This is a genomic window from Nakamurella sp. PAMC28650 (assembly GCF_014303395.1).
Lineage (GTDB): Bacteria > Actinomycetota > Actinomycetes > Mycobacteriales > Nakamurellaceae > Nakamurella.
Genome location: NZ_CP060298.1, coordinates 4,406,330 through 4,430,429, shown reverse-complemented (window position 1 = coordinate 4,430,429; position 24,100 = coordinate 4,406,330). Strand labels below are relative to the sequence as shown.

Annotated in this window: 17 protein-coding genes; 11 read left to right on the top strand and 6 right to left on the bottom strand. The window is 68.6% G+C overall.

Translation table 11 applies throughout. The annotated features are described in order from the left end of the window. Positions 1 to 291 precede the first annotated feature (291 nt). Positions 292 to 3,879, top strand: a complete 3,588-nt coding sequence (gene metH, locus H7F38_RS20030) for a methionine synthase (RefSeq protein ID WP_370531393.1) — start codon at positions 292 to 294, stop codon at positions 3,877 to 3,879. A 237-nt stretch (positions 3,880 to 4,116) separates the two neighbouring features. Here the strand turns inward: metH and glnA are convergent, their stop codons facing one another. Beyond that, on the bottom strand, positions 4,117 to 5,535 hold the full coding sequence (glnA, locus tag H7F38_RS20025; protein ID WP_187091458.1) for a type I glutamate--ammonia ligase: 1,419 nt from the start codon (positions 5,533 to 5,535) through the stop codon (positions 4,117 to 4,119). Between the two features lie 245 nt (positions 5,536 to 5,780). Here glnA and H7F38_RS20020 point away from each other — a divergent pair, with 245 nt between their 5' ends. Next, a complete protein-coding gene (locus H7F38_RS20020; RefSeq protein ID WP_187091457.1) occupies positions 5,781 to 6,188 on the top strand; it encodes an RDD family protein in 408 nt (135 codons plus the stop codon). Between the two features lie 108 nt (positions 6,189 to 6,296). Here H7F38_RS20020 and H7F38_RS20015 read toward each other — a convergent pair whose 3' ends face one another. The 4 genes from H7F38_RS20015 to lipB form a co-directional block, all read right to left on the bottom strand. Continuing rightward, positions 6,297 to 7,055 (bottom strand): DUF4191 domain-containing protein, encoded by a 759-nt coding sequence (locus tag H7F38_RS20015; RefSeq protein ID WP_187091456.1) that lies wholly within the window; start codon positions 7,053 to 7,055, stop codon positions 6,297 to 6,299. Positions 7,056 to 7,130: 75 nt separating this feature from the next. Then, a complete protein-coding gene (gene lipA, locus H7F38_RS20010) occupies positions 7,131 to 8,060 on the bottom strand; it encodes a lipoyl synthase (RefSeq protein ID WP_187091455.1) in 930 nt (309 codons plus the stop codon). Beyond that, a complete protein-coding gene (locus H7F38_RS20005) occupies positions 8,057 to 9,055 on the bottom strand; it encodes a hypothetical protein (protein WP_187091454.1) in 999 nt (332 codons plus the stop codon). Before H7F38_RS20005 ends, lipA begins: the two co-directional genes overlap by 4 nt. 114 nt (positions 9,056 to 9,169) lie before the next feature. Continuing rightward, complete coding sequence (lipB, locus tag H7F38_RS20000; protein WP_187091453.1) at positions 9,170 to 9,934, bottom strand: lipoyl(octanoyl) transferase LipB; 765 nt, start codon at positions 9,932 to 9,934, stop codon at positions 9,170 to 9,172. A 111-nt stretch (positions 9,935 to 10,045) separates the two neighbouring features. On the opposite strand from lipB, the gene H7F38_RS19995 reads away from it, so the two are divergent. The 5 genes from H7F38_RS19995 to H7F38_RS19975 all read left to right on the top strand — a co-directional run bounded on the left by H7F38_RS19995 (position 10,046) and on the right by H7F38_RS19975 (position 18,514). Beyond that, the gene (locus H7F38_RS19995; protein ID WP_187091452.1) at positions 10,046 to 12,235 is read left to right on the top strand and encodes a protein kinase; all 2,190 of its coding nucleotides are present in this window, start codon (positions 10,046 to 10,048) and stop codon (positions 12,233 to 12,235) included. A 232-nt stretch (positions 12,236 to 12,467) separates the two neighbouring features. After that, on the top strand, positions 12,468 to 13,613 hold the full coding sequence (locus H7F38_RS19990; RefSeq protein ID WP_187094839.1) for an exonuclease SbcCD subunit D: 1,146 nt from the start codon (positions 12,468 to 12,470) through the stop codon (positions 13,611 to 13,613). Next, complete coding sequence (locus H7F38_RS19985) at positions 13,610 to 16,576, top strand: AAA family ATPase (protein ID WP_187091451.1); 2,967 nt, start codon at positions 13,610 to 13,612, stop codon at positions 16,574 to 16,576. The genes H7F38_RS19990 and H7F38_RS19985 overlap by 4 nt, the downstream gene beginning before the upstream one ends. 39 nt (positions 16,577 to 16,615) lie before the next feature. Then, a complete protein-coding gene (locus tag H7F38_RS19980) occupies positions 16,616 to 16,972 on the top strand; it encodes an antibiotic biosynthesis monooxygenase (protein ID WP_187091450.1) in 357 nt (118 codons plus the stop codon). Between the two features lie 150 nt (positions 16,973 to 17,122). Further along, entirely contained in the window at positions 17,123 to 18,514 is a 1,392-nt protein-coding gene (locus H7F38_RS19975) for a glycine--tRNA ligase (RefSeq protein ID WP_255498084.1), read from the top strand. Positions 18,515 to 18,698: 184 nt separating this feature from the next. On the opposite strand, the gene H7F38_RS19970 is transcribed toward H7F38_RS19975, so the two are convergent. Continuing rightward, a complete protein-coding gene (locus H7F38_RS19970; RefSeq protein ID WP_187091448.1) occupies positions 18,699 to 20,321 on the bottom strand; it encodes a M1 family metallopeptidase in 1,623 nt (540 codons plus the stop codon). Between the two features lie 284 nt (positions 20,322 to 20,605). Here H7F38_RS19970 and H7F38_RS19965 point away from each other — a divergent pair, with 284 nt between their 5' ends. The 4 genes from H7F38_RS19965 to H7F38_RS19950 all read left to right on the top strand — a co-directional run bounded on the left by H7F38_RS19965 (position 20,606) and on the right by H7F38_RS19950 (position 24,055). Continuing rightward, positions 20,606 to 21,430 (top strand): ABC transporter ATP-binding protein, encoded by an 825-nt coding sequence (locus H7F38_RS19965; RefSeq protein ID WP_222618201.1) that lies wholly within the window; start codon positions 20,606 to 20,608, stop codon positions 21,428 to 21,430. Next, complete coding sequence (locus H7F38_RS19960; RefSeq protein WP_187091447.1) at positions 21,427 to 22,170, top strand: ABC transporter permease; 744 nt, start codon at positions 21,427 to 21,429, stop codon at positions 22,168 to 22,170. Before H7F38_RS19965 ends, H7F38_RS19960 begins: the two co-directional genes overlap by 4 nt. Before the next feature lie 92 nt (positions 22,171 to 22,262). Beyond that, positions 22,263 to 23,453 carry a sensor histidine kinase gene (locus H7F38_RS19955; RefSeq protein ID WP_187091446.1) on the top strand — a complete coding sequence of 397 codons (1,191 nt, stop codon included), beginning with the start codon at positions 22,263 to 22,265 and terminating at the stop codon, positions 23,451 to 23,453. Further along, positions 23,450 to 24,055, top strand: coding sequence for a response regulator transcription factor (locus H7F38_RS19950; protein ID WP_187091445.1), 606 nt, complete (start codon positions 23,450 to 23,452; stop codon positions 24,053 to 24,055). The genes H7F38_RS19955 and H7F38_RS19950 overlap by 4 nt, the downstream gene beginning before the upstream one ends. Positions 24,056 to 24,100: the final 45 nt, after the last annotated feature.

The following is a 24,100-nucleotide window of genomic DNA, read 5'->3' as shown; positions in this document are numbered from 1 at the left end:
CGACGTTCGTGAGCGCCGACGATGTTGATCAGCGCGCCAGGGAGCGTGCCGGAGATGTTGACCAGCGCGGGTGGGGGACCTGCCGTACACGTCACCCCAGGATCTCCCCGATCCCGACCCGGATTGCCGTACTCTTGACCATCGAGGTCGAGAGGCGCTGCGACGGACGAACGGGTCCGCCACGCTCGGCCGCCGGCTTCATGTAAGGGCGCCTCCCGATGAGGAGGCGAATCGATGACGAGTTCTGTCGAACACCACGTGGAATCACGCACTGCCGCCCTGAAGAAGGCGATGGACCAGCGCATCGTGGTGCTGGATGGCGCTTGGGGCAGCATGTTCCAGACGGCTGGTCTCACGCCCCAGGACTACCAGGCCGATTTCCTCGAGGGGCACCCGCTGGATGTCACCGGCGACCCCGACCTGCTCAACCTGACGCGTCCTGACGTCGTGTTGGACGTCCACCGCCAGTACCTGGCCGCCGGTGCCGACATCACCACCACCAATACCTTCACGGCCACCAGCATCGGCCAGTCGGACTACGGCCTCGAGCACCTGGTCCGCCGGATGAACCTGGAGGCGGCGAAGCTGGCGCGGCAGGCCGCCGACGAGTTCGGCGGACGGTTCGTCGCCGGATCCATCGGCCCGCTGAACGTGACGCTGTCGCTGTCCCCGAAGGTGGAGGACCCGTCGTTCCGGGCGGTCTCCTTCGACGCGGTCAAGGCGGCCTACTCCGAGCAGATCCAGGCGCTCGCCGACGGTGGCGTCGACCTGCTGCTGATCGAGACCATCTTCGACACCCTGAACGCGAAGGCCGCGATCGCCGCCGCCCGCGAGATTGCACCGCACCTGCCACTATGGATCTCGGTCACCATCGTCGACCTGTCCGGACGCACGCTGTCCGGCCAGACCGTCGAGGCCTTCTGGAGCGCGATCGAGCACGCCCATCCGCTCGTCGTCGGCGTCAACTGCTCCCTCGGAGCGCAGGAGATGCGGCCCCACGTCGCCGAGTTGTCCAAGCTGGCCAACACCTACGTGGCCTGTCATCCGAACGCCGGACTGCCCAACGCCTTCGGGGGCTATGACGAGACCCCTGACCAGACTGCGGGTTTTATCGGAGAGTTCGCCGGATCCGGCATGGTCAACATCGTCGGCGGCTGCTGCGGTACCACCCCGGCGCACATCGCCAGGATCGCCGAATCGGTCGTCGGCCTGCCGCCGCGCAAACTGGCGAAACCGACCCACCGGACCAGGTTCAGCGGCCTGGAGCCGTTCACCATCGGCAAGAACACCGGTTTCGTGATGATCGGCGAGCGCACCAACGTCACCGGTTCCAAGCGGTTCCGTCGACTGATCGAATCCGACAACCACCAGGGTGCAGTGGATGTCGCGCTGGAACAGGTCCGCGGCGGTGCCAACCTGATCGACGTCAACATGGACGCCGACCTGCTGGACAGCGAAGCCGCGATGACGATGTTCCTCAACTTGATCGCCACCGAGCCCGAGGTGGCGCGACTGCCGATCATGATCGACAGCTCCCGGTGGTCGGTCATCGAGTCGGGTCTGAAGTGTGTGCAGGGCAAGGGTGTCGTCAACTCGATCAGCCTCAAGGAGGGCGAGGAGCCGTTCCTCGCGCAGGCCCGCCGCATCCGGGACTACGGCGCAGGCGTCGTGGTGATGGCCTTCGACGAGCAGGGTCAGGCCGACACCGCCGAGCGCAAGGTGTCCATCTGTGGTCGCGCCTACGACATCCTGACCCAGAAGGCGGGTTTCGCGCCGGAGGACATCATCTTCGACCCGAACGTATTGGCAGTAGCGACCGGTATCAGTGAGCACAACGGTTACGCCAAGGCGTTTCTCGACGCGCTGCCGCTGATCAAGAAGCGCTGCCCCGGTGTGCACATCAGCGGCGGCATCTCCAATCTCTCGTTCTCGTTCCGCGGGAACGACGTGGTCCGTGAGGCCATGCACAGCTCGTTCCTGTTCCATGCGGTGCAGCTCGGTCTGGACATGGGCATCGTCAACGCCGGGCAACTCGTCGTGTACGAGGACATTCCGCCGGAGCTGCTGGAACTGGTCGAGGACGTGATCTTCGACCGTCGCGAGGACGCGACCGACCGCCTGGTGAGCTTCGCCGAGACCGTCACCGGTTCGGCCACCGTCCGGACGGTGGACCTGGCCTGGCGTGACGCGCCCGTCGAGGAACGCCTGTCCTATGCGTTGGTGCACGGAGTCGTCGACTTCATCGAGGAGGACACCGAGGAAGCCCGTCTGACCAGGGCCCGCCCGCTCGAGGTCATCGAGGGCCCGCTGATGGACGGCATGAAGATCGTCGGTGACCTGTTCGGTGCCGGCAAGATGTTCCTGCCGCAGGTGGTCAAGAGCGCCCGCGCGATGAAGCGGTCGGTCGCCTACCTCGAGCCGTTCATGGAGGCCGAGAAGGAGCTGGCGCGTCAGGAGGGCAGGGCCCATTCCGAACGCGGGCAGGGCACCGTCGTGATGGCCACCGTCAAGGGCGACGTCCACGACATCGGCAAGAACATCGTCGGCGTGGTGCTGGGCTGCAACAACTATCGCGTCATCGACCTGGGGGTGATGGTTCCGGCGGCGAAGATTCTCGACACCGCGATCGCCGAGAATGCCGACGCCATCGGGCTTTCCGGACTGATCACCCCGTCGTTGGACGAGATGGTCAACGTGGCGGCCGAGATGAAGCGCCGGGGGATGGACCTGCCGCTGCTGATCGGCGGTGCGACCACTTCACGTCAGCACACCGCGGTGCGCATCGCCCCGGCCTACGAGGGTTCCACGATCCACGTCATCGACGCCTCCCGCGTCGTGGGTGTGGTCTCCAATCTGCTCGATACCGACCGGGCCAAGCAGCTCGACGTCGACAACCGTCTCGAGCAGGAGCGGTTGCGCGAGCAGCACGCGAACCGCCATCAGAAGCGGCTGCTGTCGCTGGTCGATGCGCAGGAGAATCGCGAGGAGGTCGACTTCGGCGATCTGCCGGTACCGGCCTTCACCGGCGTCAGGGTCATCCACCCCGAGATCAAGGAACTGCGGGAGATGATCGACTGGCAGTTCCTGTTCCTGGCCTGGGAGCTGCGCGGCAAGTATCCGCAGATCCTGGACCAGCCGGTGGCCCGCGAATTGTTCGACGACGCGAACACTTTGCTGGACGAGATCATCGCCGACGGCTCGTTCCAGGCGGACGGCGCATACGGCTTCTGGCCGGCCCATTCGCGTGGTGACGACATCATCCTTGACGGCCCCGGCGACGGGGTCAGCTTCCCGATGCTCCGGCAGCAGACAGAAAAGCCGGAAAGTCGTCCCAACAGGGCCTTGTCGGACTACATCGCTCCCTCCGGGGACTACCTCGGCGGGTTCGCGGTGGCCATCCACGGCGCGGAGAAGCTGGCGGCGAAGTACGAGGCGCAGGATGACGACTACCGCGCCATCATGGTGAAGGCGCTGGCCGACCGGCTGGCCGAGGCCTTCGCCGAATACATCCACCTCCAGGCACGCCGGGAGTGGTTCGAACCGGACGCCGAACCCCTGCTGGCGGATCTGCATGCCGAACGGTTCCGCGGGATCCGGCCGGCGTTGGGCTACCCGGCCAGCCCGGACCACACGCTCAAGCAGGAGCTGTTCGACCTGCTCGACGCCGACTCCCTGGGCATGACGCTGACCGAATCGTTCGCGATGTCGCCCGCGGCCAGCGTCAGCGGATTGATCTTCGCCCACCCCGCCTCGCGGTACTTCACCGTCGGCCGGATCGCCAAGGACCAGGTGGTCGACTACGCCGAACGTCGTGGGATGGATCTGGCCGACGTGGAGCGCTGGCTCCGGCCGAACCTCGCCTACGAGCTGGAGGTCTGACCCCCGGTCGACCGACCGCCCGGGCCTGCATGGATCAACATCGCAGGCATGGATCAACATCGCAGGCAAGGATCAACATCGAGCATTTGGGACTGGAGTGACAGGAGTCGTCAGGTTCGTCCATGCCTGGCCGAGCCCTCCACGAAGTGGGGATTGATCCATGCGAAACCCCGGCCCAGCCAACAGGAAAGGGCCCCCATGCCGAGGCGATGGGGGCCCTTTGCTGACGCGGGTGGCTCAGATGTCGTAGTACATCGCGAACTCGTGCGGGTGCGGGCGCAGACGGATGGCGTCGATCTCCTCACGCTTGAGCTTGATCCACATGTCGATCAGGTCGGGGGTGAAGACACCACCCTCGAGCAGGTAGTCATGGTCTTCCTCGAGCCGGTTGATGACGGCTTCGAGCGAGGACGGCACCTGCGGGATGTTCGCCGCCTCGTCCGGCGGCAGCTCGTAGAGGTCCTTGTCGACAGGCGCCGGCGGCTCGATCTTGTTCTTGATGCCGTCGAGACCGGCCATCATCATGGCGGCGAACGCCAGGTACGGGTTGGCCGATGGATCGGGACAACGGAACTCCAGACGCTTGGCCTTGGCGTTCGTGCCGGTCAACGGGATCCGGATGCAGGCGGAGCGGTTGCGGGCCGAGTAGACCAGGTTGACAGGGGCCTCGTAGCCCGGCACCAGTCGGTGGTAGGAGTTCACCGTCGGGTTGGTGAAGGCCAGCAGGGACGGTGCGTGGTGCAGCAGGCCACCGATGTAGTAGCGGGCCATGTCCGAGAGCCCGCCGTAGCCGGCCTCGTCGTAGAAGAGCGGCTTCCCGCCGGCCCACAGCGACTGGTGGGCGTGCATGCCGGAACCGTTGTCTCCGAAGAGCGGCTTGGGCATGAACGTCGCCGACTTGCCTGCCGCCCATGCGGTGTTCTTGACGATGTACTTGAACAGCATCACCTCGTCGGCCGAGGCCAGCAGGGTGTTGAACTTGTAGTTGATCTCGGCCTGGCCGCCACCGACCTCGTGGTGCCCCCGCTCGATGTCGAAGCCCATGCTGATCAGGTTCGCGGTCATGTCCTCGCGAAGATCAGCCTGCTGGTCGTACGGCGGGACCGGGAAGTAACCGCCCTTGACGCGGGTCTTGTAGCCGAGGTTGCCGCCCACTTCCTCGCGACCGGTGTTCCACCAGCCCTCGTTGGCGTCGACCTCGTAGAAGGAGCCGTTCATCTTGGTCTCGAAGCGCACGTTGTCGAAGACGTAGAACTCGGCCTCGGCACCGAAGTAGCAGGTGTCGGCGATGCCGGTGCTGGCCAGGTACTCCTCGGCCTTGCGGGCCACGTTGCGCGGGTCGCGCGAGTAGGGCTGCAGCGTGAGCGGGTCGTGGACGAAGAAGTTGCAGGTCATGGTCTTGCGACGGCGGAAGGGGTCCACCCGTGCGGTGGTGACGTCCGGGAGCAGCGTCATGTCCGACTCGTGGATCGACTGGAAACCTTTGATCGACGAACCGTCGAAGGCCATGCCGGCCGCCAGCGACTCGGCGGACACGGTCGCCGCAGGAACGGTCAGGTGGTTCATCAGGCCGGGCAGATCGCAGAACCGGATGTCGAAGACTTCGACATCATTGTCCTTGATGTAGGCGACCAGTTCTTCGGGGGTGGAGAACACTCACGCACTCCTTCGTGTCGGGGACTTGCCAGGACTGAACCGCACCGAGTACGGCGACCAACTCCGGACAAGACGGATGAAACCCGACCACGATAGCAAACAGGTTCGGGCACAACGCGTTCACCTTGCCATGTACGAAGTTAGGCAGGGTGTGTTGCCCTTCCGTCTCGGACTTGTTTCGCGAGCGTTAACGCACCGCGGGGTCGGCGCCGACGTGCGAGGGCTCCGCGACCTACTCTGGAGTCATGGCATCAGCGCAGGATCAGGCGTACCCCGGCAGTCGACTCGGTCTGCCGAGGACCGGGGTGGGATCCGTTGCACCGCTGGGCGTCCGGATCGGGGCGTTCGTCATCGACCTGTTGCTCTCGGGCCTGATCGCGTTGCTGTTCACCCGGCCGGAGCTGCCGAGGAACTGGAGCCTCCTGGTCTGGGTGCTCATGACGGTGATCGCCGTCGGGATCTTCGGTTTCACACCGGGTCAGGCCATCTGCGGCATCCGGGTGGCACCGCTGGGCGGGCGCGCGCTGGTCGGCCTGTGGGTCATCCCGCGGGTCGCGCTCACGTTCGTGATCGTCCCGCCGCTGCTGACCGACGTCGACGGCCGCGGCCTGCACGACCGCCTCTGCCGGACCGTCGTCATCCGGACGCGCTAGGCCGGGCCTGGATCTGCGTCCGTCGCCGTCGATGGGAGTGCGCAACGGGCGTCTGCACGCGCGGCTGGGGATCTCGGTGCCAGTGCACGGCCGACAACTTCGACTGCGTCAGCGGCGGCGTGCGGCCCGCTGGACGTTGCGGGTCTTGGCTCCGGCGGGCAGCGGCCCCTTCGGCATGCCGGCCTGACCGACACGCGAGCTGAGCGCGGACAGCCGACCGTCCAGGTCGGTCACCTGGGCTGCCGTGATGTTGCGGGGCAACTTCATCAGCGATGCGTTGAGCTTCCGGAGCGGTGTCTGGCCCTCTTCGTTACCGACGACGATGTCGTAGATCGGGGTCTCGCCGACGATCCGCGCGATCTTCTTCTTCTCCTGCGCGAGCAGCGGCTTGACGCGGTGGGTGGCCCCCTCGCCGATCAGGATGATGCCGGGACGCCCGACCACCCGGTGCACGGCATCCAGATGAGAGGTACCGGCGATCGCGGGGGTGATCCGCCACTTGCCGCGGAGCTGGTTGTTCTGCAGGGACCAGGCCGCGGCGCCAGGCGTCCCGTCGGCCTGCTTGTAGACGTTGGACTGCACACGCCTGGCGAAGAAGATCATCGCGATCAGCACGCCGATGATGAGACCGAACACCAGACCGGCCCACCAGGTGGCCAGCAGCAGGCCCAGACCGGTGAACACGATCGCCGAGCCCAGCAGGCAGGCGATCATGTACGGCAGCAGCCGCTTGTCTTCCTTGCGTTGCGTCTGGAACGCCTGCCAGATCTGCCCGCGGCGTTCCTTCTTGGCTGCCCTGGCGACGATCTTGGCGGCCTTCTTCTCCTCTTTGGAGAGACTGCTGCTGGGGGAGGAGGTCTTGGCCATGTCCACAGGATACGACTCTGCCGAGGTTGATCGGAACGCCGCTGACATCGCTGCCGGCAGCGTTCCGACCGAGAACTACTTGGCGGCTCTGGCCGCGACCGCCTGCTGGTAGAGCGTCCCGGCCCGGTAGGACGAACGCACCAGCGGACCGGACATGACGCCGACGAACCCGAGCTCCTCTGCCTCCTGCTTGAGCTCGACGAACTCGGCCGGCTTCACCCAGCGGTCGATCGGGTGATGCCTCGGTGTCGGCCGCAGGTACTGGGTGATCGTCACCAGGTCGGTACCGGCCTCCCGCATGTCGGCGAGGGCCCGGGAGATCTCCTCGCGGGTCTCGCCCATGCCCAGGATCAGGTTCGACTTGGTGACCATGCCAGCGGCCCTGCCCTGCGAGAGGACGTCGAGCGACTTCTCGTAGGTGAAGGCCGGCCGGATGCGCTTGAAGATGCGCGGCACGGTCTCCAGGTTGTGCGCGAAGACCTCCGGAGCCGCGTCGAAGATCTGACCGAGCAGTTCCGGCTTGCCGGAGAAGTCCGGCGTCAGGATCTCGACGCCCGTGCTGGGGGCGAACTCGTGCACCTTGCGGACCGTCTCGGCGTAGAGCCAGGCTCCCTCGTCGGGAAGATCGTCCCTGGTCACCCCGGTGATGGTGGCATAGCGCAAATCCATGGTGGCGATGGATTCCGCGACCCGTCTGGGCTCGTCCCGGTCGAGTGGACCGGGTTTGCCGGTGTCGATCAGGCAGAAGTCGCAACGCCGCGTGCACTGATCGCCGCCGATCAGGAACGTCGCCTCGCGGTCCTCCCAGCATTCGTAGATGTTGGGGCAACCGGCCTCCTGGCACACCGTGTGCAGGCCCTCGCGCTTGACGAGGGCCTGCAGCGCGGTGAACTCCGGACCGGTGCGCAGCTTGGTCTTGATCCATTCGGGCTTGCGCTCGATCGGGACGGCGGCATTGCGCACTTCGAGACGGAGCAGCTTGCGCCCTTCAGGGGCAATGGTCACTTCGATTCGCCGTCCTTGACCTCGTCGACCTTGGTCTGCGCAGCCTTGGTCGCGCTCTTGGCCGCGGAGCTCACCTTGTCGGCCGCGTCCGCAGCCTGGTCCTTGACGTCCTCTGCCTTGTCCTTGGCTGCGTCCTTGGCGTCGGAGGCGGCGTCCTTGAGGTCGTCGGCCTTGTCCTTGGCCGCGTCGGTCAGCTTGGCGGCGGCGTCCTTCGCATCGTCGACGACGTCCTTCGCCTTGTCGGCGACCTTGTCGGCAACGTCCTTGGCGGTGTCGCTGACGTTTGCGGCGGTGTCCTTGACGAGCGCGCCTGCGTGGGCCGCGGCGTTCTTGACCTCGGCCTTGACCTCGTCGACCTTGCTCCCGCCCGCCGGCTTGGCGGATGCCACCGGCGCCGGCGGGCTGTCCGGAGCCGGGTAGGACGGCGCCTTCAGCGCCTTCGCGATCGCGACACCGCCGGCGGCCAGCGCGCCCAGGAGGACGATCTTGCGAACCGGGTGCTTCTTCTTGCCCTTGGCAGCCTTGACCGTTTTCTTGTCGACCTTCGCGGCGGCGGCGGCCAACGAGGCAGCGGCGGCGGCAGCCTTGCCCGTCAGCTTGGTGGCCTTGCCGGCGGCGAGCGTGGTGGCCTCGGCGGCGTCGGACTTGCCGCGGGCCGCGAGCGTCTTGGCCTGGATGGCGGCCTTGCCCTGCTGGCGCTTGGCGGCCTTCTCAGCCTTCTTCACGGTCTTGGCGCTGGCCTTGCGTGCCTGACGGGACAGTTTCTGGGCCGAATCGCCGAGCGACTGCGCGACCTTCTCGGCCACGTCTCCGGCCTTGGTGGCCAGGTCGTGGGCGGCGCTGTTGGCCATGGTCGCCACCTTGCCCGCGACCTCCTTGGCCTCGTCGGCGACCTTGCCGGCCACGTCATGGGCCTGGTCGACCACCTTCTCCGCGGCATCTCCGGCCTTGACCGCGAGGTCATGGGTGGTGGTGGACGCTGTGGACTTGCTCATGGTGAGCTCCTTGACTTCTGTGGCTGTCGGGACTTGCTGTGGCTGTCGGGAAAAAAGCTCGAACGGTGCTGCCCACCCCGGCCTGTCACCATCCTGCCCGATGCTGCGGTCGAACTAGAGAACCGGGTCGAGGTGCCAGTCGATCCCGGGCCGGCGGGACGGTACGGCCGGTGACGGTGGGGCTTGAAGAGTACCGGCGTCCAGACGTAATACCCCGTTCAGCGCCTGTTCAAGCCGCTGCCGCATCGCCGGGAGCGCGTCCGGCACGCCGACCGGCCGGCCCAGTTCGGCCGTCAACGATGTGACGCCGGCGTCACGGATCCCGCACGGCACGATCCGGTCGTAGGCACTCAGATCGGGATCGCAGTTGAGGGCGAAGCCGTGGGTGGTGACCCCTCTGGCGATCCGGACGCCGATGGCGGCGATCTTGCGTTCCGGGCGGTGATCACGGGCCAACCACACGCCACTGCGACCTGCGACCCGCCCGGTGCCCTCGAGGCCGAGGTCGGCGCACGCGGCCATCAGTGCCTGCTCCAGCAGACGCACGTAACGCACGACGTCGATCGGGTCGGCCAATTTGACCAGCGGATATCCGACCAGCTGTCCCGGCCCGTGCCACGTGATGCGGCCACCGCGATCGACGTCGACGACCGGCGTCCCGTCCGTGGGCCGGTCACCGGCCTCGGTGCGGCGTCCGGCGGTGTAGACGGGCGGGTGGGTGAGCATCAGCACGGTGTCGGGGCCGCGGCCCTCCGCGCGCGCCGAGGCTAGTTCCTTCTGACGTTCCCAGGCGGACTCGTAGCCCACCTGACCTGCCTCGATGAACACGAGCGGCGCAGCGCTCTCACGTACCTGGAACTGCCCGGCCGACTCCTGCATGCCGCTCACGGTACGCCCGGGCCTCCCGCCGCGATGTCCGTCCGGAGCACCACCGATGCCATTGTGGACAACCCCGCGGTCGCTGAGCTGATTTGTCCTAGCCTGCTGCCCATGACCTTTGTGGTGGGGGAGTACCGGGCGATCGAGCTGATCGCGACCGGCGGATCGGCTCAGGTCTGGCGGGGGGTGGCCGCATCGACGGGTGCGCCGGTGGCGCTGAAGGTCTTCCCACCGGATCGGCTGGCGATGGCCCGCCGGGAAGCCGCCCTGGCCGCCGCCGTCGACCATCCGCACGTGGTCAGGGTGCTCGACGTGGTGGGTGACACCGAGCGGGCTGCTCTCATCACCGAGTACGCGGCCGGTGGCGATCTGGCCGATCTGCTCGGCCGTCGCGGCCGACTGACCGCCGGGGAGACCCTGACGGTGCTGCTCCCGCTGGCCGCCGCGCTGGCCACGGCGCACGAGCGGCAGATCGTGCATGGTGACCTCTCGGCACGGAACGTGCTGTTCGACAAGGCCGGACGCCCGCTGCTGTCCGATCTCGGTGCCGGTCGGGCCGCGTCCGAGGGCGGCAGACCGGTGGCGGTGACCCCGCCCGATGCCGCCCCTGAACTCGCCAGGGGCGCCACCCCGTGCGCCGCCACCGACATGTTCTCCCTCGGATCGCTGGCCCTTGCCTGTCTCACCGGGCGTCATGCCTGGCCGGCGGATGATCTCCGCGACGTCCTGATCCAGGCGGCGGCCGGCCAATGGCCAGATCCCGATGACGCGGACGGACCGCCGCTGCTGATCAGTGCAATCCGCGCGTTGTTGGAGCACGACCAGGACCGCAGGCCGGGGGCGGCGTCCCTGGTGATGGACCTGAGGGCCGCCGGCCGGCCCGAACCGGTGGATCTGCGGCTCCCGCCCGCCCCGCCCGGCCGGGGCGCGGGGGTGCCGGAGGTGGCGGGGGCTGCGGGTGGTGTCCCGGGGGCGGCGGGCGCGGGTGGTGTGCCGGGGGCAGACGCTGTGGGGGCCGCCGTTCCGGGGGCGTGGGTCATCGGCCGCGACCGGGCCCCCGGTGGCGGGCCGGCCCCGACCGGCGGTCGGCACGGCCGAGTGACTGACGCCGACGTGCCCCCGCTGTCTGCGCGATCGGATTCTGCGCGGCGACCGCGTTCCGCTCCGCGTCCGGGGTCCGATCAGCGGGCGGGGTCCGATCCGCGATCCGGACGAGTCCGCTCCGACCACTCCTCGACCGCCGCCCACGAGGACGAGCGCCTCGATCTCGGTCGGGTCGGCCGGGCCAGGGCGGTGACCAGGGTCCGCCCCGATGCGGTGCGGCCCCCCGCAGCGGCCCCGATCACGCGACTTCGCCGCATCAGGTCCTTCACCGGGCCGCGCAGCAACCCCTCCTCGCGCTCAGGACGTCGTCCCGTCATCGGTTCCCGGCCGGATCGCCGTTCCCACATGGTGCGGACCGCCGTCCTCGCTGCTGTCGCGGTCCTGGTGGCCGGACTGGCCGGGGCCGGCGGTCTCTGGTGGGCGAACTGGGATCGGACCGACCCGGTGGCTCTTCAGCAGACGTCGGCTGCGGTTGCCACCACGGCGTCCGCGCCGGCTGCCTCGCCGAGCCGTCGGAGCGCGTCCGGCACGACCGGGTCGCCCCGGCCGGCCGTACCGGAACCAGACGCACCGGGAACGGTCGCGTCGAGCCGTTCAACTGTCCCCTCACCCGCCGCGACGGCGGCGCCGACGACGTCACGCGCGTCGACCGCCGGGACGACAGCCCGCCCGCCGGCCCGGCCGGCAGTACCGAAGGCGTCCCTGACGGGAGCTCCGGTCGAAGCACCCGGCTCGACCCCGAGATCTGCAGCACCGCAGACGTCTTCGCCACCCGACGTGAGTTCCCCTGCCGGGTCGGACCCGTCCACGGCGGGCTCGAAGGTCCTCGACCTCACCGCGACCGTGCGGGCGCTCGACGATGCCAGGGCCAGGGCGCTCGTCCAACGGGACGCGACCCTTCTGGACGCCGTCTACACCTCGGACTCGACCGCCAGATCGGCCGACGCGACGACGATCAGGTCGCTGCTCTCGGGGGGCCTGCACCTCTCCGGGGCCGAGCACCTGGTCCGGAACACCAAGGTCATCGGCTCGGCGCCCCTGCGGGTCGAGGTCGCAGACTCGCTCCCGTCCTACTCGCTGCTCGACGCCGGCGGCGCGGTCGTCGGCAGTACCGTGGCCCGCGCGGTGGCAGCGCGCGTCATGGTGCTGGTCAAGACGCCGGCGGGCTATCGCATCAGCGCTGTGCAGTCGGCCTGACGTCACCCCCCACACGCACCCGCCCTTCGCCCCGCCCCCGCCACGCATCGACCGGAATGAGATCCACTCGTTTCGGCGCCTGGATTGCGGATCTCATTCCGGTCGATGCGGCTGGGCGGCCGGGGTGGCCGCGGTTGGCGCGCCCGGGAGGCTTCGTTGTGACGAACAAATCCCCGACCCCGGCGGCATGGCGTCTCGGGGACTGTCGGTGCTCGCCCCTAGCGTGATCCACATGCGGATCCTGCACACCTCGGACTGGCACGTCGGCCGGACCTTCCACGGGCAGGACCTGTTGGCGGACCAGGAGTTCGTGCTGTCCGCGCTGGCCGATCTGGTGGCCGCGCACCAGGTCGACGTCGTCATCATCGCGGGCGACCTCTACGACCGGGCGGTCCCCTCGGCAGAGGCCGTCCAGGTGGCCACCCGCTCGCTGCGGCGGCTGCGTGAAGCCGGCGCCGTCATCGTCGCCTCGTCCGGAAATCATGATTCGGCGCCGCGACTGGGGGCGTTCGCCGACTTCCTCGCCGCCGGCGGGCTGCACCTGCGCACCTCCGTCGCCGGGTTGAGCGAGCCGGTGATGCTCGCCGACGCGCACGGACCGGTCGCGATCTACGCGTTGCCCTACCTCGAGCCGGAGCTCGCCAGAACGGCACTGGGCATCGCCGGACGCCCCGGTCACCAGGCCGTCATGTCCGCCGCTATGGATCTGGTCAGAGCCGACCTGGCGTCGCGCGCGCCCGGGACCCGGTCGGTCGTCGCGGCCCATGCTTTCGTGGTCGGCGGATGGCCGGGCGGTTCCGAACGCTCCATCGCGGTGGGCGGGGTCGAGTCGGTCACGGCCGAGGTCTTCGACGACATCGACTACGTGGCGCTCGGGCATCTGCACGGTGCCCAGAAGATCGGCGAACGGCTCCGCTACTCGGGCTCGCCGCTGCCGTACTCCTTCACCGAGGCCGGCCACCACAAGGGCGCCTGGCTCATCGATCTCTGCGCAGACGGTTCCTTCGTCGACCAGTGGCTGGAACTGCCGGTGGTGCGCCCGCTCTCGATCGTCACCGGAACGCTCGCCGAGGTGCTCCTGGGCTACCTCGAACTGTCCGAGCACTACCTGTCGGTCGTGCTGACCGACGCCGTGCGGCCGCTCGAGCCCATGCGCCGACTGCGCGAGCAATATCCCTGGGCACTCACCGTGAGCTGGGAACCGGTCGGGCAGATCGCCTCCCGTGTGGCGGGCGGCGCCGCCGCCGGAACGGCCTCCGACGTCGACGTCCTCGCGGATTTCCTGCTGGACTGCCGCGGCGCCTCCGCGACGGCCGCCGAGCAGCTGCTGATCGACCGGGCGCTCGCGGCCGAACGACTCGTGGAGGTGACGGCGTGAGGCTCCACCGTCTCCAACTGGCCGCGTTCGGGCCGTTCGCCGGTGAGATCGACATCGATCTCGACCTGCTGGGCGCCGACGGGCTCTTCCTGCTGCACGGCGATACCGGCGCCGGGAAGACGACCCTGCTCGACGCGATCGCGTTCGCACTGTTCGGTCGGGTGCCGGGCGCCAGGAACGACGCGAAGCGCCTGCGCTGCGACCGGGCAGAGCCGGCCGATCGGACGTTCGTGCGGCTCGAGGCCACCCTTGGCGGACATCGGGTCGAGATCGTACGCAGCCCTTCCTATCTCAGGTCCAAGGCCCGAGGTGTCGGACTCACCGAGGAGAAGGCGAAGGTCGCTCTTCGATGGCTCGACCCACCGCCGGACGGCGCGAGGGCCGATGGCCTGACGCGCGCGGAGGAGGTCGGGCAGACCGTCATCGACCTCCTCGGGATGTCGGCCGATCAGTTCTTCCAGGTCGTACTCCTGCCGCAGGGGGACTTCGCGAGGTTCCTGCGGTCCGATACCGCTGAACGGGAAGTGTTGCTGGAGAGGCTCTTCGACACCGGCCGGTTCGGGTCCATCGAGGAATGGTTCGCCGCAGCACGTCGGGATTCGGCCGCTCGGCTCAAGGACCGCAAGGTCGTCATCGGGCAACTCCTGGCCCGCGTGGGGGAAGCGGCCGGCGTGGCCACGGTCGATGACGCGGATACCGCGTCCTGGCTGGCCGACCTGCGAGATCGACTCGCCGATCAGGCGGCTCTGGCCGCCGAGATCGCGGTGTCCACCGCCGAGGCACGCGTCCGGTCGGAGCAGGCGCTGGCCGGGGTCCAGCTCCTGGCCGCGAGGGTCGAGCGACTTCTTGCGCTTAGCGCGCGGCACGACGTCCTGGCCGACGCCGAGCCACAGCGCGCCAACTGGCGCCTGATGCTCGGCGCCCACCAGGCCGCCCAGTCGGTGATGGCCGCCGCCGCCACTGCGCAGTCGTTCGCCCAGCGGTCCGGTGAGCAGCAGCGCTCCGTCGATCGGCTGCGGCTTGCTGCCGAGCGGCTGGTCGCCCCGGACGAGGACGTACCGAAGCTGGCCGTCGATCTGCGCAGCACGAGCGCGCTCGGTCGTGAACGAGCCGGTGCGCTGAGCGGTCTCATCCTGCAGTCCCGCGACCAGGACCGCGACCGGACGGCGCTGGCGGCCGCCACCACGACGATCAACCAGATCCGGCGCCGGATCACGGTTCTCGACCGGACGCTGGTCGAACTCCCGGTCCAGGTCCAGCTTCTGACGGCCCGGGTCGAGCTGGCCCGCCGGGCCGCCCAGCAGCTGGGAACGGTGTCCGAACGGGCCGCTACGGCGGCCGCCGTGCTGGCCGCCACCCATGACGTGGTGCTCCGACGGGACCGGTCGCAGCAGGCCGAACTGGCGGCCTGTACCGCCATCGACGCGCACCAGCGCTGCGTCGACGAGCGACAGCGGTTGGTGGAACTGCGCATCGCGGGCATGGCCGCCGAGCTCGCCCATGGCCTGACAGACGGCCGGTCGTGCCCGGTGTGCGGGTCCTGCGATCATCCGACGCCGGCCAGCCCGGCGCGGGGCGCGGTGACGGCAGCACAGATCACCCGCGCGGAGCGCGCCGAGCAGACGGCCCTGCAGGCCAGGACGGTCTCGGCAACCGCCCGGGAAGCAGCTTCGTTGGCGTTGGCCGAGGCGAACGGTGCAGCCGCCGGCCGGACCGTCGAACAGGCCAAGGAGGAGTTCGCCACGTTGGCGGACCTGCTGGCTGAACAGCGCACGCTTGCCGACGATGTGCAACCGGCACAGACCGCGCTGTCCGCGGCGCAGGACGGCCTGCGGGTGGCCACCGAGGATCGGCAGTCGCTGCTGGCCAGGTTGTCGGCAGCGGTGGCCGAGTCGGAGGTACTGACCTCCGTCGTCGCTGATCGCGGCATCCGGCTGGCGCAGGGCCGCGCCGGCTATCCAGATGTTGCTGCTCGACGCGATCACCTGACCGAACTGGCCGATGCGCTCGATCGTCTCGCGGCCGCGACGGACCGGATGGAGACGGCCGAGCTGCAGCATGCGGAGGCCGCCACGCTCATGTCCGAGACCCTGGCCGCGTCCCCGTTCCGGGACCTGACGGCGGCCGGTGCGGCCGCCTCCATCGATCACGAGGCGCTGTCGCGGCAGCTGCGCCTGGTCGAGGACGAGCTCACGGTGCTGACGGCGCGGCTGGCCGATCCTGACCTGTCCGGGCTTGACACCGAGGTGGAGATCGACCTCGAGGGTGCGCAGTGTGCGGCGCTGGACCACCGCCGCACGTCGGAGGCCGCCGCGTCACGAGCCGCCGCGCTGGCTGCCCAGCGCGATCAGGTGGCCGCCGCCGTGGCGAGATTGCGTCTGGCCACCCTGGAGCTGGAGCCGGTCCTGGACGCCGACGCCGAGCTGGCGGCCCTGACGGACGTCATCCTCGGCAAGGGGCAGAACTCCCGGGCGATGTCGCTGCGTACCTATGTGCTGGCGGCCAAGCTGGGTCAGGTGGCATGCTCTGCCGGACAACGCCTTTCGACCATGTCCGGCGGCCGCTACACGTTCGTGCAATCGCAGGAGAAGGAAGCCAGGGGTCGCTCCGGCGGGCTCGGTCTGGACATCTTCGATGCCTTCTCGGGCTTGGTCCGGCCGGCGAAGACCTTGTCCGGCGGCGAGTCGTTCCTGGCCTCGTTGGCGCTGGCGCTCGGTCTGGCCGACGTGGTCGCCGCCGAGGCCGGGGGTCGGCAACTGGACACCATGTTCATCGACGAGGGCTTCGGCAGCCTTGATGCCGACACGTTGGACATGGTGATGGGGACGCTGGACGAACTGCGCGCCGGCGGACGCATCGTCGGGCTGGTGTCCCACGTCGAGGAGTTGCGGCATCGCATCCCGTCCCGGTTGCGACTGCGTCGGACACCCCTTGGCTCGGAGTTGGAGATGGTCACCGGCTAGATTGCGGCTTCTCGTCCGGATTCGGTAGCAGGGAGCTTCATGTTCGTGCTGGTGGCCCATTTCCGCGTGCCGGCCTCACCGGCCGGTGTGAACCAACCCGCTGCCATCCCGGCCGATGCGGTCGAACCGCTCGCCATGCTGGCGGCGTCGCCGGAATGCGATCGGCTCCTGTTCGCGCGCTCCACCGATGCGGCCGACAAGTTCGTGCTGGTGGCCGAGTTCGAGTCCGCCGTCGCTTACCGGCGGTCGATCTCGCCCTGGCCGATGCGGATGATCGTCATCCCATGGCTGTCCACCGCCGAACTCGATCACACCGAGGTCGACGAGGTGCTCTACTCCGCCATCGACGGGGAGGTCGTCGTCTGGGAACCGACGGTGCCAGAGCCGGGTCGCTGACCGGCCGGCCGGAGTGGTCAAACGGGTGGCGGGCGGTCGATAGGCTCGGAATGACAACGCACCACCAGACCGCGCCGGGAGCCACCGTCGCGGACCATGCTCGGTCGCCGGCGACGGAACGAGGCCGGGCCGATCAACAGGAGTGCAGCTGTGGCAGCCAAGAACGACGCCAAGATCGACGCCATCGTTTCGCTGGCCAAGCGCCGGGGATTCGTCTTCGCCTCGGGGGAGATCTACGGCGGCACCAAATCCGCCTGGGACTACGGCCCGCTGGGTGTGGAGCTGAAGGACAACATCAAGCGGCAGTGGTGGAACTTCATGGTCCGGTCCCGCGAGGACGTAGTCGGCCTCGATTCGTCGGTGATCCTGCCGCGTCAGGTGTGGGTGGCGTCCGGGCACGTGGCGACCTTCTCCGATCCGCTGACCGAATGCACCAACTGCCACAAGCGTTATCGGCAGGACCATCTGCTCGAGGAGTTCCAGGAGAAGAAGGGGCGGCCGCCGGAGAACGGCATGGCCGACATCGTCTGCGCGAACTGCGGCACCCGCGGGCAGTGGACGGAGCCGAAGGAGTTCAGCGGCCTGCTCAAGACCTACCTCGGCCCGGTCGAGGACGAGTCGGGGCTGCACTACCTGCGTCCGGAGACCGCCCAGGGCATCTTCGTCAACTACAACAACGTCGCAGGGTCGGCCCGCAAGAAGCCGCCGTTCGGCATCGGGCAGATCGGCAAGTCGTTCCGCAACGAGATCACTCCGGGCAACTTCATCTTCCGGACGCGCGAGTTCGAGCAGATGGAGATGGAGTTCTTCGTCAAGCCCGGCACCGACGAGGAATGGCATCAGTACTGGATCGACCAGCGCACCGACTGGTACGTCGATCTCGGGATCGATCGGGACAACCTCCGTCATTTCGACCACCCGAAGGAGAAGTTGTCGCACTACTCGAAGCGGACCGTCGACATCGAGTACCGGTTCCACTTCCAGGGCAGCGAATGGGGCGAGTTGGAGGGCATCGCCAACCGGACCGACTTCGACCTGAAGACCCATTCGGAGCACTCCGGTACCGAACTGTCCTTCTTCGACCAGGAGTCGGGCGAACGATGGACGCCATACGTCATCGAGCCGGCCGCCGGGGTGGGACGGCCGATGATGGCGTTCCTGCTCGAGGCCTACACCGAGGACGAGGCGCCGAACACCAAGGGTGGCATCGACAAGCGCGTGGTGCTCAAGCTGGATCCGCGGCTGGCCCCGGTCAAGGCGGCAGTGCTCCCGCTGTCCCGCAACGCCGACCTCTCGCCGGTGGCGCGGGATCTCGCGGCCCAGCTGCGCAAGAGCTGGAACGTCGAGTTCGACGACGCCGGCCAGATCGGGCGCCGCTACCGGCGTCAGGACGAGATCGGCACGCCGTTCTGCATCACGGTGGATTTCGACACGGCCCAGGACCAGGCCGTGACGATCCGCGAGCGCGACTCCATGACGCAGGAACGAGTGGCGCTGGACCAGGTCCAGGGCTACCTCGCCGCCCGGCTCCTGGGCGCCTGACCGCGCTGATCAACTTGCCCCGCGCTGATCAACTTGCCCCGCGCTGATCAACTTGCCCCGCGCTGATCAACTTGCCCCGCGCTGATCAACTTGCCCCGCGCTGATCAACTTGCCCCGAATGTGACCCGTGGGACAGGAGTCGACGAGTTCATCAGCGCGGGCGTAGTTGATCAGCGCGGCCGGATCAGCCCCCCAGGCCGCCGGGGTGCAGGAACCTCGCCGGTGGACGGACGGTGCCGCGGAACCAGGCGTCCATGAATGCGGTCAGGTGCTGCCCGGAGATCTTGTCGACGTAGGCCACCAGATCCTGGTAGCCGGCGACCTTTCCGCCGAAGGTGGCCGGCCAACCCTTCAGCAGTGCGGCAAAGTCCTTCTCGCCGATCTGCTTTCGCAGGGCGTGCAGGGCCAGTGGTCCGCGCGAGTACACGCTGGTGAACTCCTTGCCCGCGCCCATGTCGACCAGCGGTGAAGTCCAGAAGTCGGGCCCGGCGGCTTCGCCGTCCATCAGCGCCACCCACTGCGCGTCCAGGTTGGTTCCGTCGACGTCCTGGTGCCAGAGCCACGGGCCGTAGGAGGCGAAGCACTCGTTCAGGCAGATGTCCGACCATCGCCTGATCACCACGTCGTCACCGAACCACTGGTGGGTCATCTCGTGGACGATCGTGTCGGTGTCGACCCAGTTCGCGTAGACCGGCCGGGTCGCGGTCTCCAGCGCGAACCGCAATGGCAGCCCGGTGTAGATCCCGCCGGCGGCGGCGAACGGGTAGGGCCCGAAGTGATTGCTCAGCACCTGCACGATCCGGCGGGTGTCAGTGGCGAGGTTCTTGTACTTCGCGACGTCGGTCCCCGGGGCGAACGCCGAAACGATGGGTCTGCCGTCCGCGGTCCGGTCGGTCACCGTCGTGAACGTGTCGATGTAGATCGTCACTTCGTAGCTGGTGATCGGCTGGGACTGGGTCCACCTGAACGCTTTCCGGCCCGTGGGGACCGGCGGCAGGCCCGCAGTCGCAGCAATGCCGTTGGCGACGACGGACCACTTCTGGGGCACGGTCGCGGTGATCCGGTAGGTCGCGGTGTCCGAAGGGTGCTCGTTCACCGGGTACCAGGCGGAGCCGGAGAACGGCTCACCGATGGCGATCGCCCCGCCGGAAGGCGTTCGGTACCAACCGCCGTCGCCCAGGTTGGCCGCTCCGCCGGGAACGACGGACGGCCGGCCGCTGTAGGTGACGACCACGGTCAGAGCAGTACCGGGCGGCAGGCCCCTGGCCGGGTTGATCACCAACTCGGCCTGCTGGTGCTCGAAGGCTGCCGCGGTCCCGTTCACCGTCACGGCAGAAACGTTCATGCCCGACTGCAGATCCAGATCGAATCGGCCAAGCCGGCTCGCCTCGGTCACCTTCCCGGTCACCGTCGTCACGGCGTGGAGATCGTTCACCACCGGGTCGTAGGACAGGCTGATGTCGTAGTGGTCCACCTCGTACCCGCCGTTGCCCGATCTCGGGTAGTAGGGGTCGCCGATCCCGACCGACCCGACGGCTCCGTCGGGGGCGGGGAGCGAGGACCCGATCGGCCCCGCACCGCTGGGCGAGGCCGGCGCCCCGGACGAGGGGACGGTGATGACGTTGCCCGACGTGCCGGTCACCGGAGCACCCGTCGCGCCCGCACCCCCTGCACTACCAGCGGTTCCCCTCGAGGTGCTCGACCCGCCGGCACCGACCGCGCCCTGCCCGGCCACCGAGACCGAGCAGGCGGCCAGCAGTACGGCCGTCACCGCACAGGCCGTGGACCTGACCCACTTCGCTCTCATCATCCGAAGGTAGCAATCGAATGATCCGCACCGGGCCGACCACCGAACCCCGACGCATGACAGATGTCATGGGGCGACGGTGACTCACGACAGATGGCAGTGGCACCCCACCGGGGCAGAGTCGGAACCATGACATCGAAAACTCGAATTCCAGAGACCTCGTCAGGGGGGATCGCGACGTCGGCCCTTGACGGGGCCGCCGTCCGACTGACCGGCTGCACAAGAGTTTCGGCAAGGTTCAGGCCGTTCGTGGGGTCGACCTGACGATAGCTCCCGGCGAGGTGGTGGCCTTCCTCGGTCCCAACGGCGCCGGGAAGTCCACCACCATCGACATCCTGCTAGGGCTGACCGAGCCCGACGCCGGTGCGGCCTCCTTGTTCGGCGTCGATCCGGTGTCGGCCGTCCGTGCCGGCCGGGTCGGCGCGATGTTGCAGTCAGGGGCGTTGCTGCCCGACGTCACCGTGAAGGAACTCATCACCACCTTCGCGGCGCTGCACCGTCATCCCCTGTCGGTTGCGGAGGCGATGAGCCGAGCCGAGATCACCGACATCGCCGGCAGTCAGACCACCAAGTTGTCCGGGGGGCAGTCGCAACGGGTCCGGTACGCCCTGGCGTTGGTGCCGGACCCCGATCTGCTGGTCCTGGACGAACCGACCGCAGCGATGGACGTCGAGGTCCGCAGGGCATTCTGGGCGTCGATGCGCGAATTCACCCGGAGCGGGCGGACCGTCCTGTTCGCCACCCACTACCTGGAGGAGGCGGACGACTTCGCCGACCGGGTGGTGGTGCTGGCGCAGGGCCGGATCGTCGCGGACGGCACGGGTGCGCAGATCAAGGCCACCGTGAGCGGCCGCACCATCTCCACGGTGATCGACGCGGATCCGGGCGACATTTCCGCCCTGGCCGGGGTGAGCACCGTCGAACGTCAGGGACCCCGATATCTCCTGCACTGCAGGGACTCCGATCTGGCCCTCAGGGCCCTGCTCGCCCGGTTCGCCGATGCGCACGACATCGAGATCAGCGCCGGCAATCTGGAGGACGCGTTCCTGGAACTCACCGGGGCGGGCCATGCGTCCGGCCGGTCCGACGACGAAAGGGCCCGAGCATGAGCATGACGATGACCTACACGCTGATCTCGGCGCGATCGACCTTCCGCAACACCCGCTTCATGATCTTCACGCTCGCGCTGCCGCTGGTGATGTACCTGTTGTTCAACGGCCTCTACGGCAATCAGCAGGAAGGGCTGTCCGGCATCAGCGTGTCGGCGTACCTGATGGTCTCGATGGCCGCCTACGGGGGCCTGGGCGCCGCGATCAACGCCGGTGCCAGGGTTGCCGTCGAACGGCAGACCGGCTGGAACCGGCAACTGCGGTTGTCGGCGCTCTCGCCGCGTTCCTACATCTCGAGCAAGTCGGCGGTGGCCCTGCTGGTGGCCCTGCCCGCCGTCATCCTGGTGTTCCTGGCCGGCCTGCTGGTCGGGCACGTCCGGATGCCGATCGGGCTCTGGCTCGGGGCCGGGCTGGGCGTCTGGATCGCGCTGATCCCTTTCGCCGTCGCCGGTCTGGTGATCGGGTTCGTCGCCGGTGTCGACGCCGTCCAGCCGCTGACGGTCCTGGTCTATATGGGCATGTCGATCCTGGGCGGCCTGTGGTTCCCGGTGGATCAGCTGTCGCCCTTCCTGCGGGGGGTGGCAAAGGTGCTGCCGTCCTACTGGGTCGGCGAGGTCGGTCACTCGGTCCTGGGCCGGCAGGGGATCCCGGGGACCGGCGTGCTGGTGCTGGCCGCGTGGACCGTCGGCCTCGGCCTGTTCGGTGCGTTGGCCTACCGCCGCAGCGGACGCAAGGCCTGAGGGAGGCCGAGCCGTTGACGCTGGACCCGTTGATGTGGACCCAGGGACGCCCCGACCGGTCGTCGGGGACCGGTAGAGGGGATAATGTCGGGGTGGCCGATCCCGGGAGCAAGGCGCCCACGGCGCAGCAGATGCGCCGCCACTGGATTCCCGGTGCCAGCATCGGGATGGTCTTCCTGCTGTTCTCGGCATCGGACATCCTCCGGAGCCATCACAGCACGCTGTGGCAGATGCTCGGCCTCGTGGTCGTGGTGCTCACCGGGGCGAGCTATCTGTTCGTCACCCCGGCAGCGATGCTGTGGCCGATCAAGAAGCAGCTGGGCCTGCTGGTGGGCCTGCTGGCGCTGAGCTCACTGGCCTGGCCGGTGGCCGGATCGGATCTGGTCGGTTTCTGGATGTTCATCGGGATCTCCGCCGGCGCAATGCTTTCCATGCGCAACACGACGATCGTGGTCGGTACTCTCGCCGTCGGGATGCTGCTGCTGTCCAGGATCGACCACCACAGCGCCCCGTTGGAGTTCGCCGGGACGCTGATCGGGCTGAGCCTCTGGATGTGCGCCTTCATGGGGAATCTCAAACTGACCAGGGAGCTGCGTCAAACGCGGCAGGAACTGGCCGACGCCGCCGTGGTCGCCGAGCGCGAACGCATCGGTCGCGACCTGCACGACATCCTGGGGCACTCGCTGACGGCCATCGCGGTCAAGGCCGGCCTCGCCCGCCGTCTGGTCGAACGGCGGGCCGACGGCGCAGTGCAGGAGATCGCAGAGGTGGAGCGACTGGCCCGGGAGGCGTTGGCCGACGTGCGGGCCACGGCCTCCGGGTATCGGGAGGTGTCGGTCGGTGCGGAGATCGCCGTCGCCGCGATGGTCCTGCGGGCGGCGGGCATCACGCCTCACGTGCCGCTGGCCGTCGAGGAGGTGGCACCGGGCGCGCGTGAACTGTTCGGGTACGTGGTCCGTGAAGCGGTGACCAACGTGGTCCGACACTCCGGGGCCCGGTCGTGCGCGATCACCCTCGGCGCCGACTGGGTCGAGATCCGTGACGACGGCATGGGAGTCGACCTGTCGGACCCGGTCATCGGCGGATCGGGCCTGAGCGGACTGTGCCAGCGTGTCCGGGAAGCCGGCGGCGTCCTGGACGTCGGAAGCATGCCCGGCGGCGGGTTCTTCGTCCGCGCCACCCTGGCGGTGGTCCCCGAAGCAGCCGAGTCGCGCGTGCCCGAAGCGCGCGAGGCACCGGCAGTACCGGCGGTGCCGGTGGGCGCCCACGACACCCTCCGGTGACCCGGATCCTGATCGCGGACGACCAGGCGATGATCCGTGGGGCGTTCGCCGCCCTGCTCGGGCTGGAGCCCGATTTCGACGTGGTGGCGCAGGTCGGATCGGGGGACCAGGTCGTACCGCAGGCGCTGCTGACCCGACCGGACGTCGCGCTGCTGGACGTCCAGATGCCCGGGCTCGACGGACTGGCGGCCGCCGCGTCGCTGCACAGCCAGCTACCGACCTGCAGGGTCATCATCCTCACCACCTTCGGTCGCCCCGGATACCTGCGGAGGGCGATGGAGGCCGGCGCGCAGGGCTTCCTGGTCAAGGACGCCCCACCGGAACAACTGATCGACGCCATCCGCCGGGTGCTGGCCGGCCTCCGCGTGGTCGATCCAGGCCTGGCCGCCGAGACGCTGAGCGTAGGGGAGTCGCCGCTCACCGGACGCGAGCGCGACGTGCTCAGTACCGCCCTCTCCGGTGGCACGGTCGCCGAGATCGCTGCCAGCCTCTACCTTTCCGAGGGAACGGTGCGCAACCACCTCTCGTCGGTGATCGGCAAGACCGGCACCACGACCAGGGCCGAGGCGGCCAGGGTCGCCACCGATCGAGGGTGGCTCTGAATCGGACGGCGGCGCGACGGTAGCCCGGGCACCTGCTGCGACTGG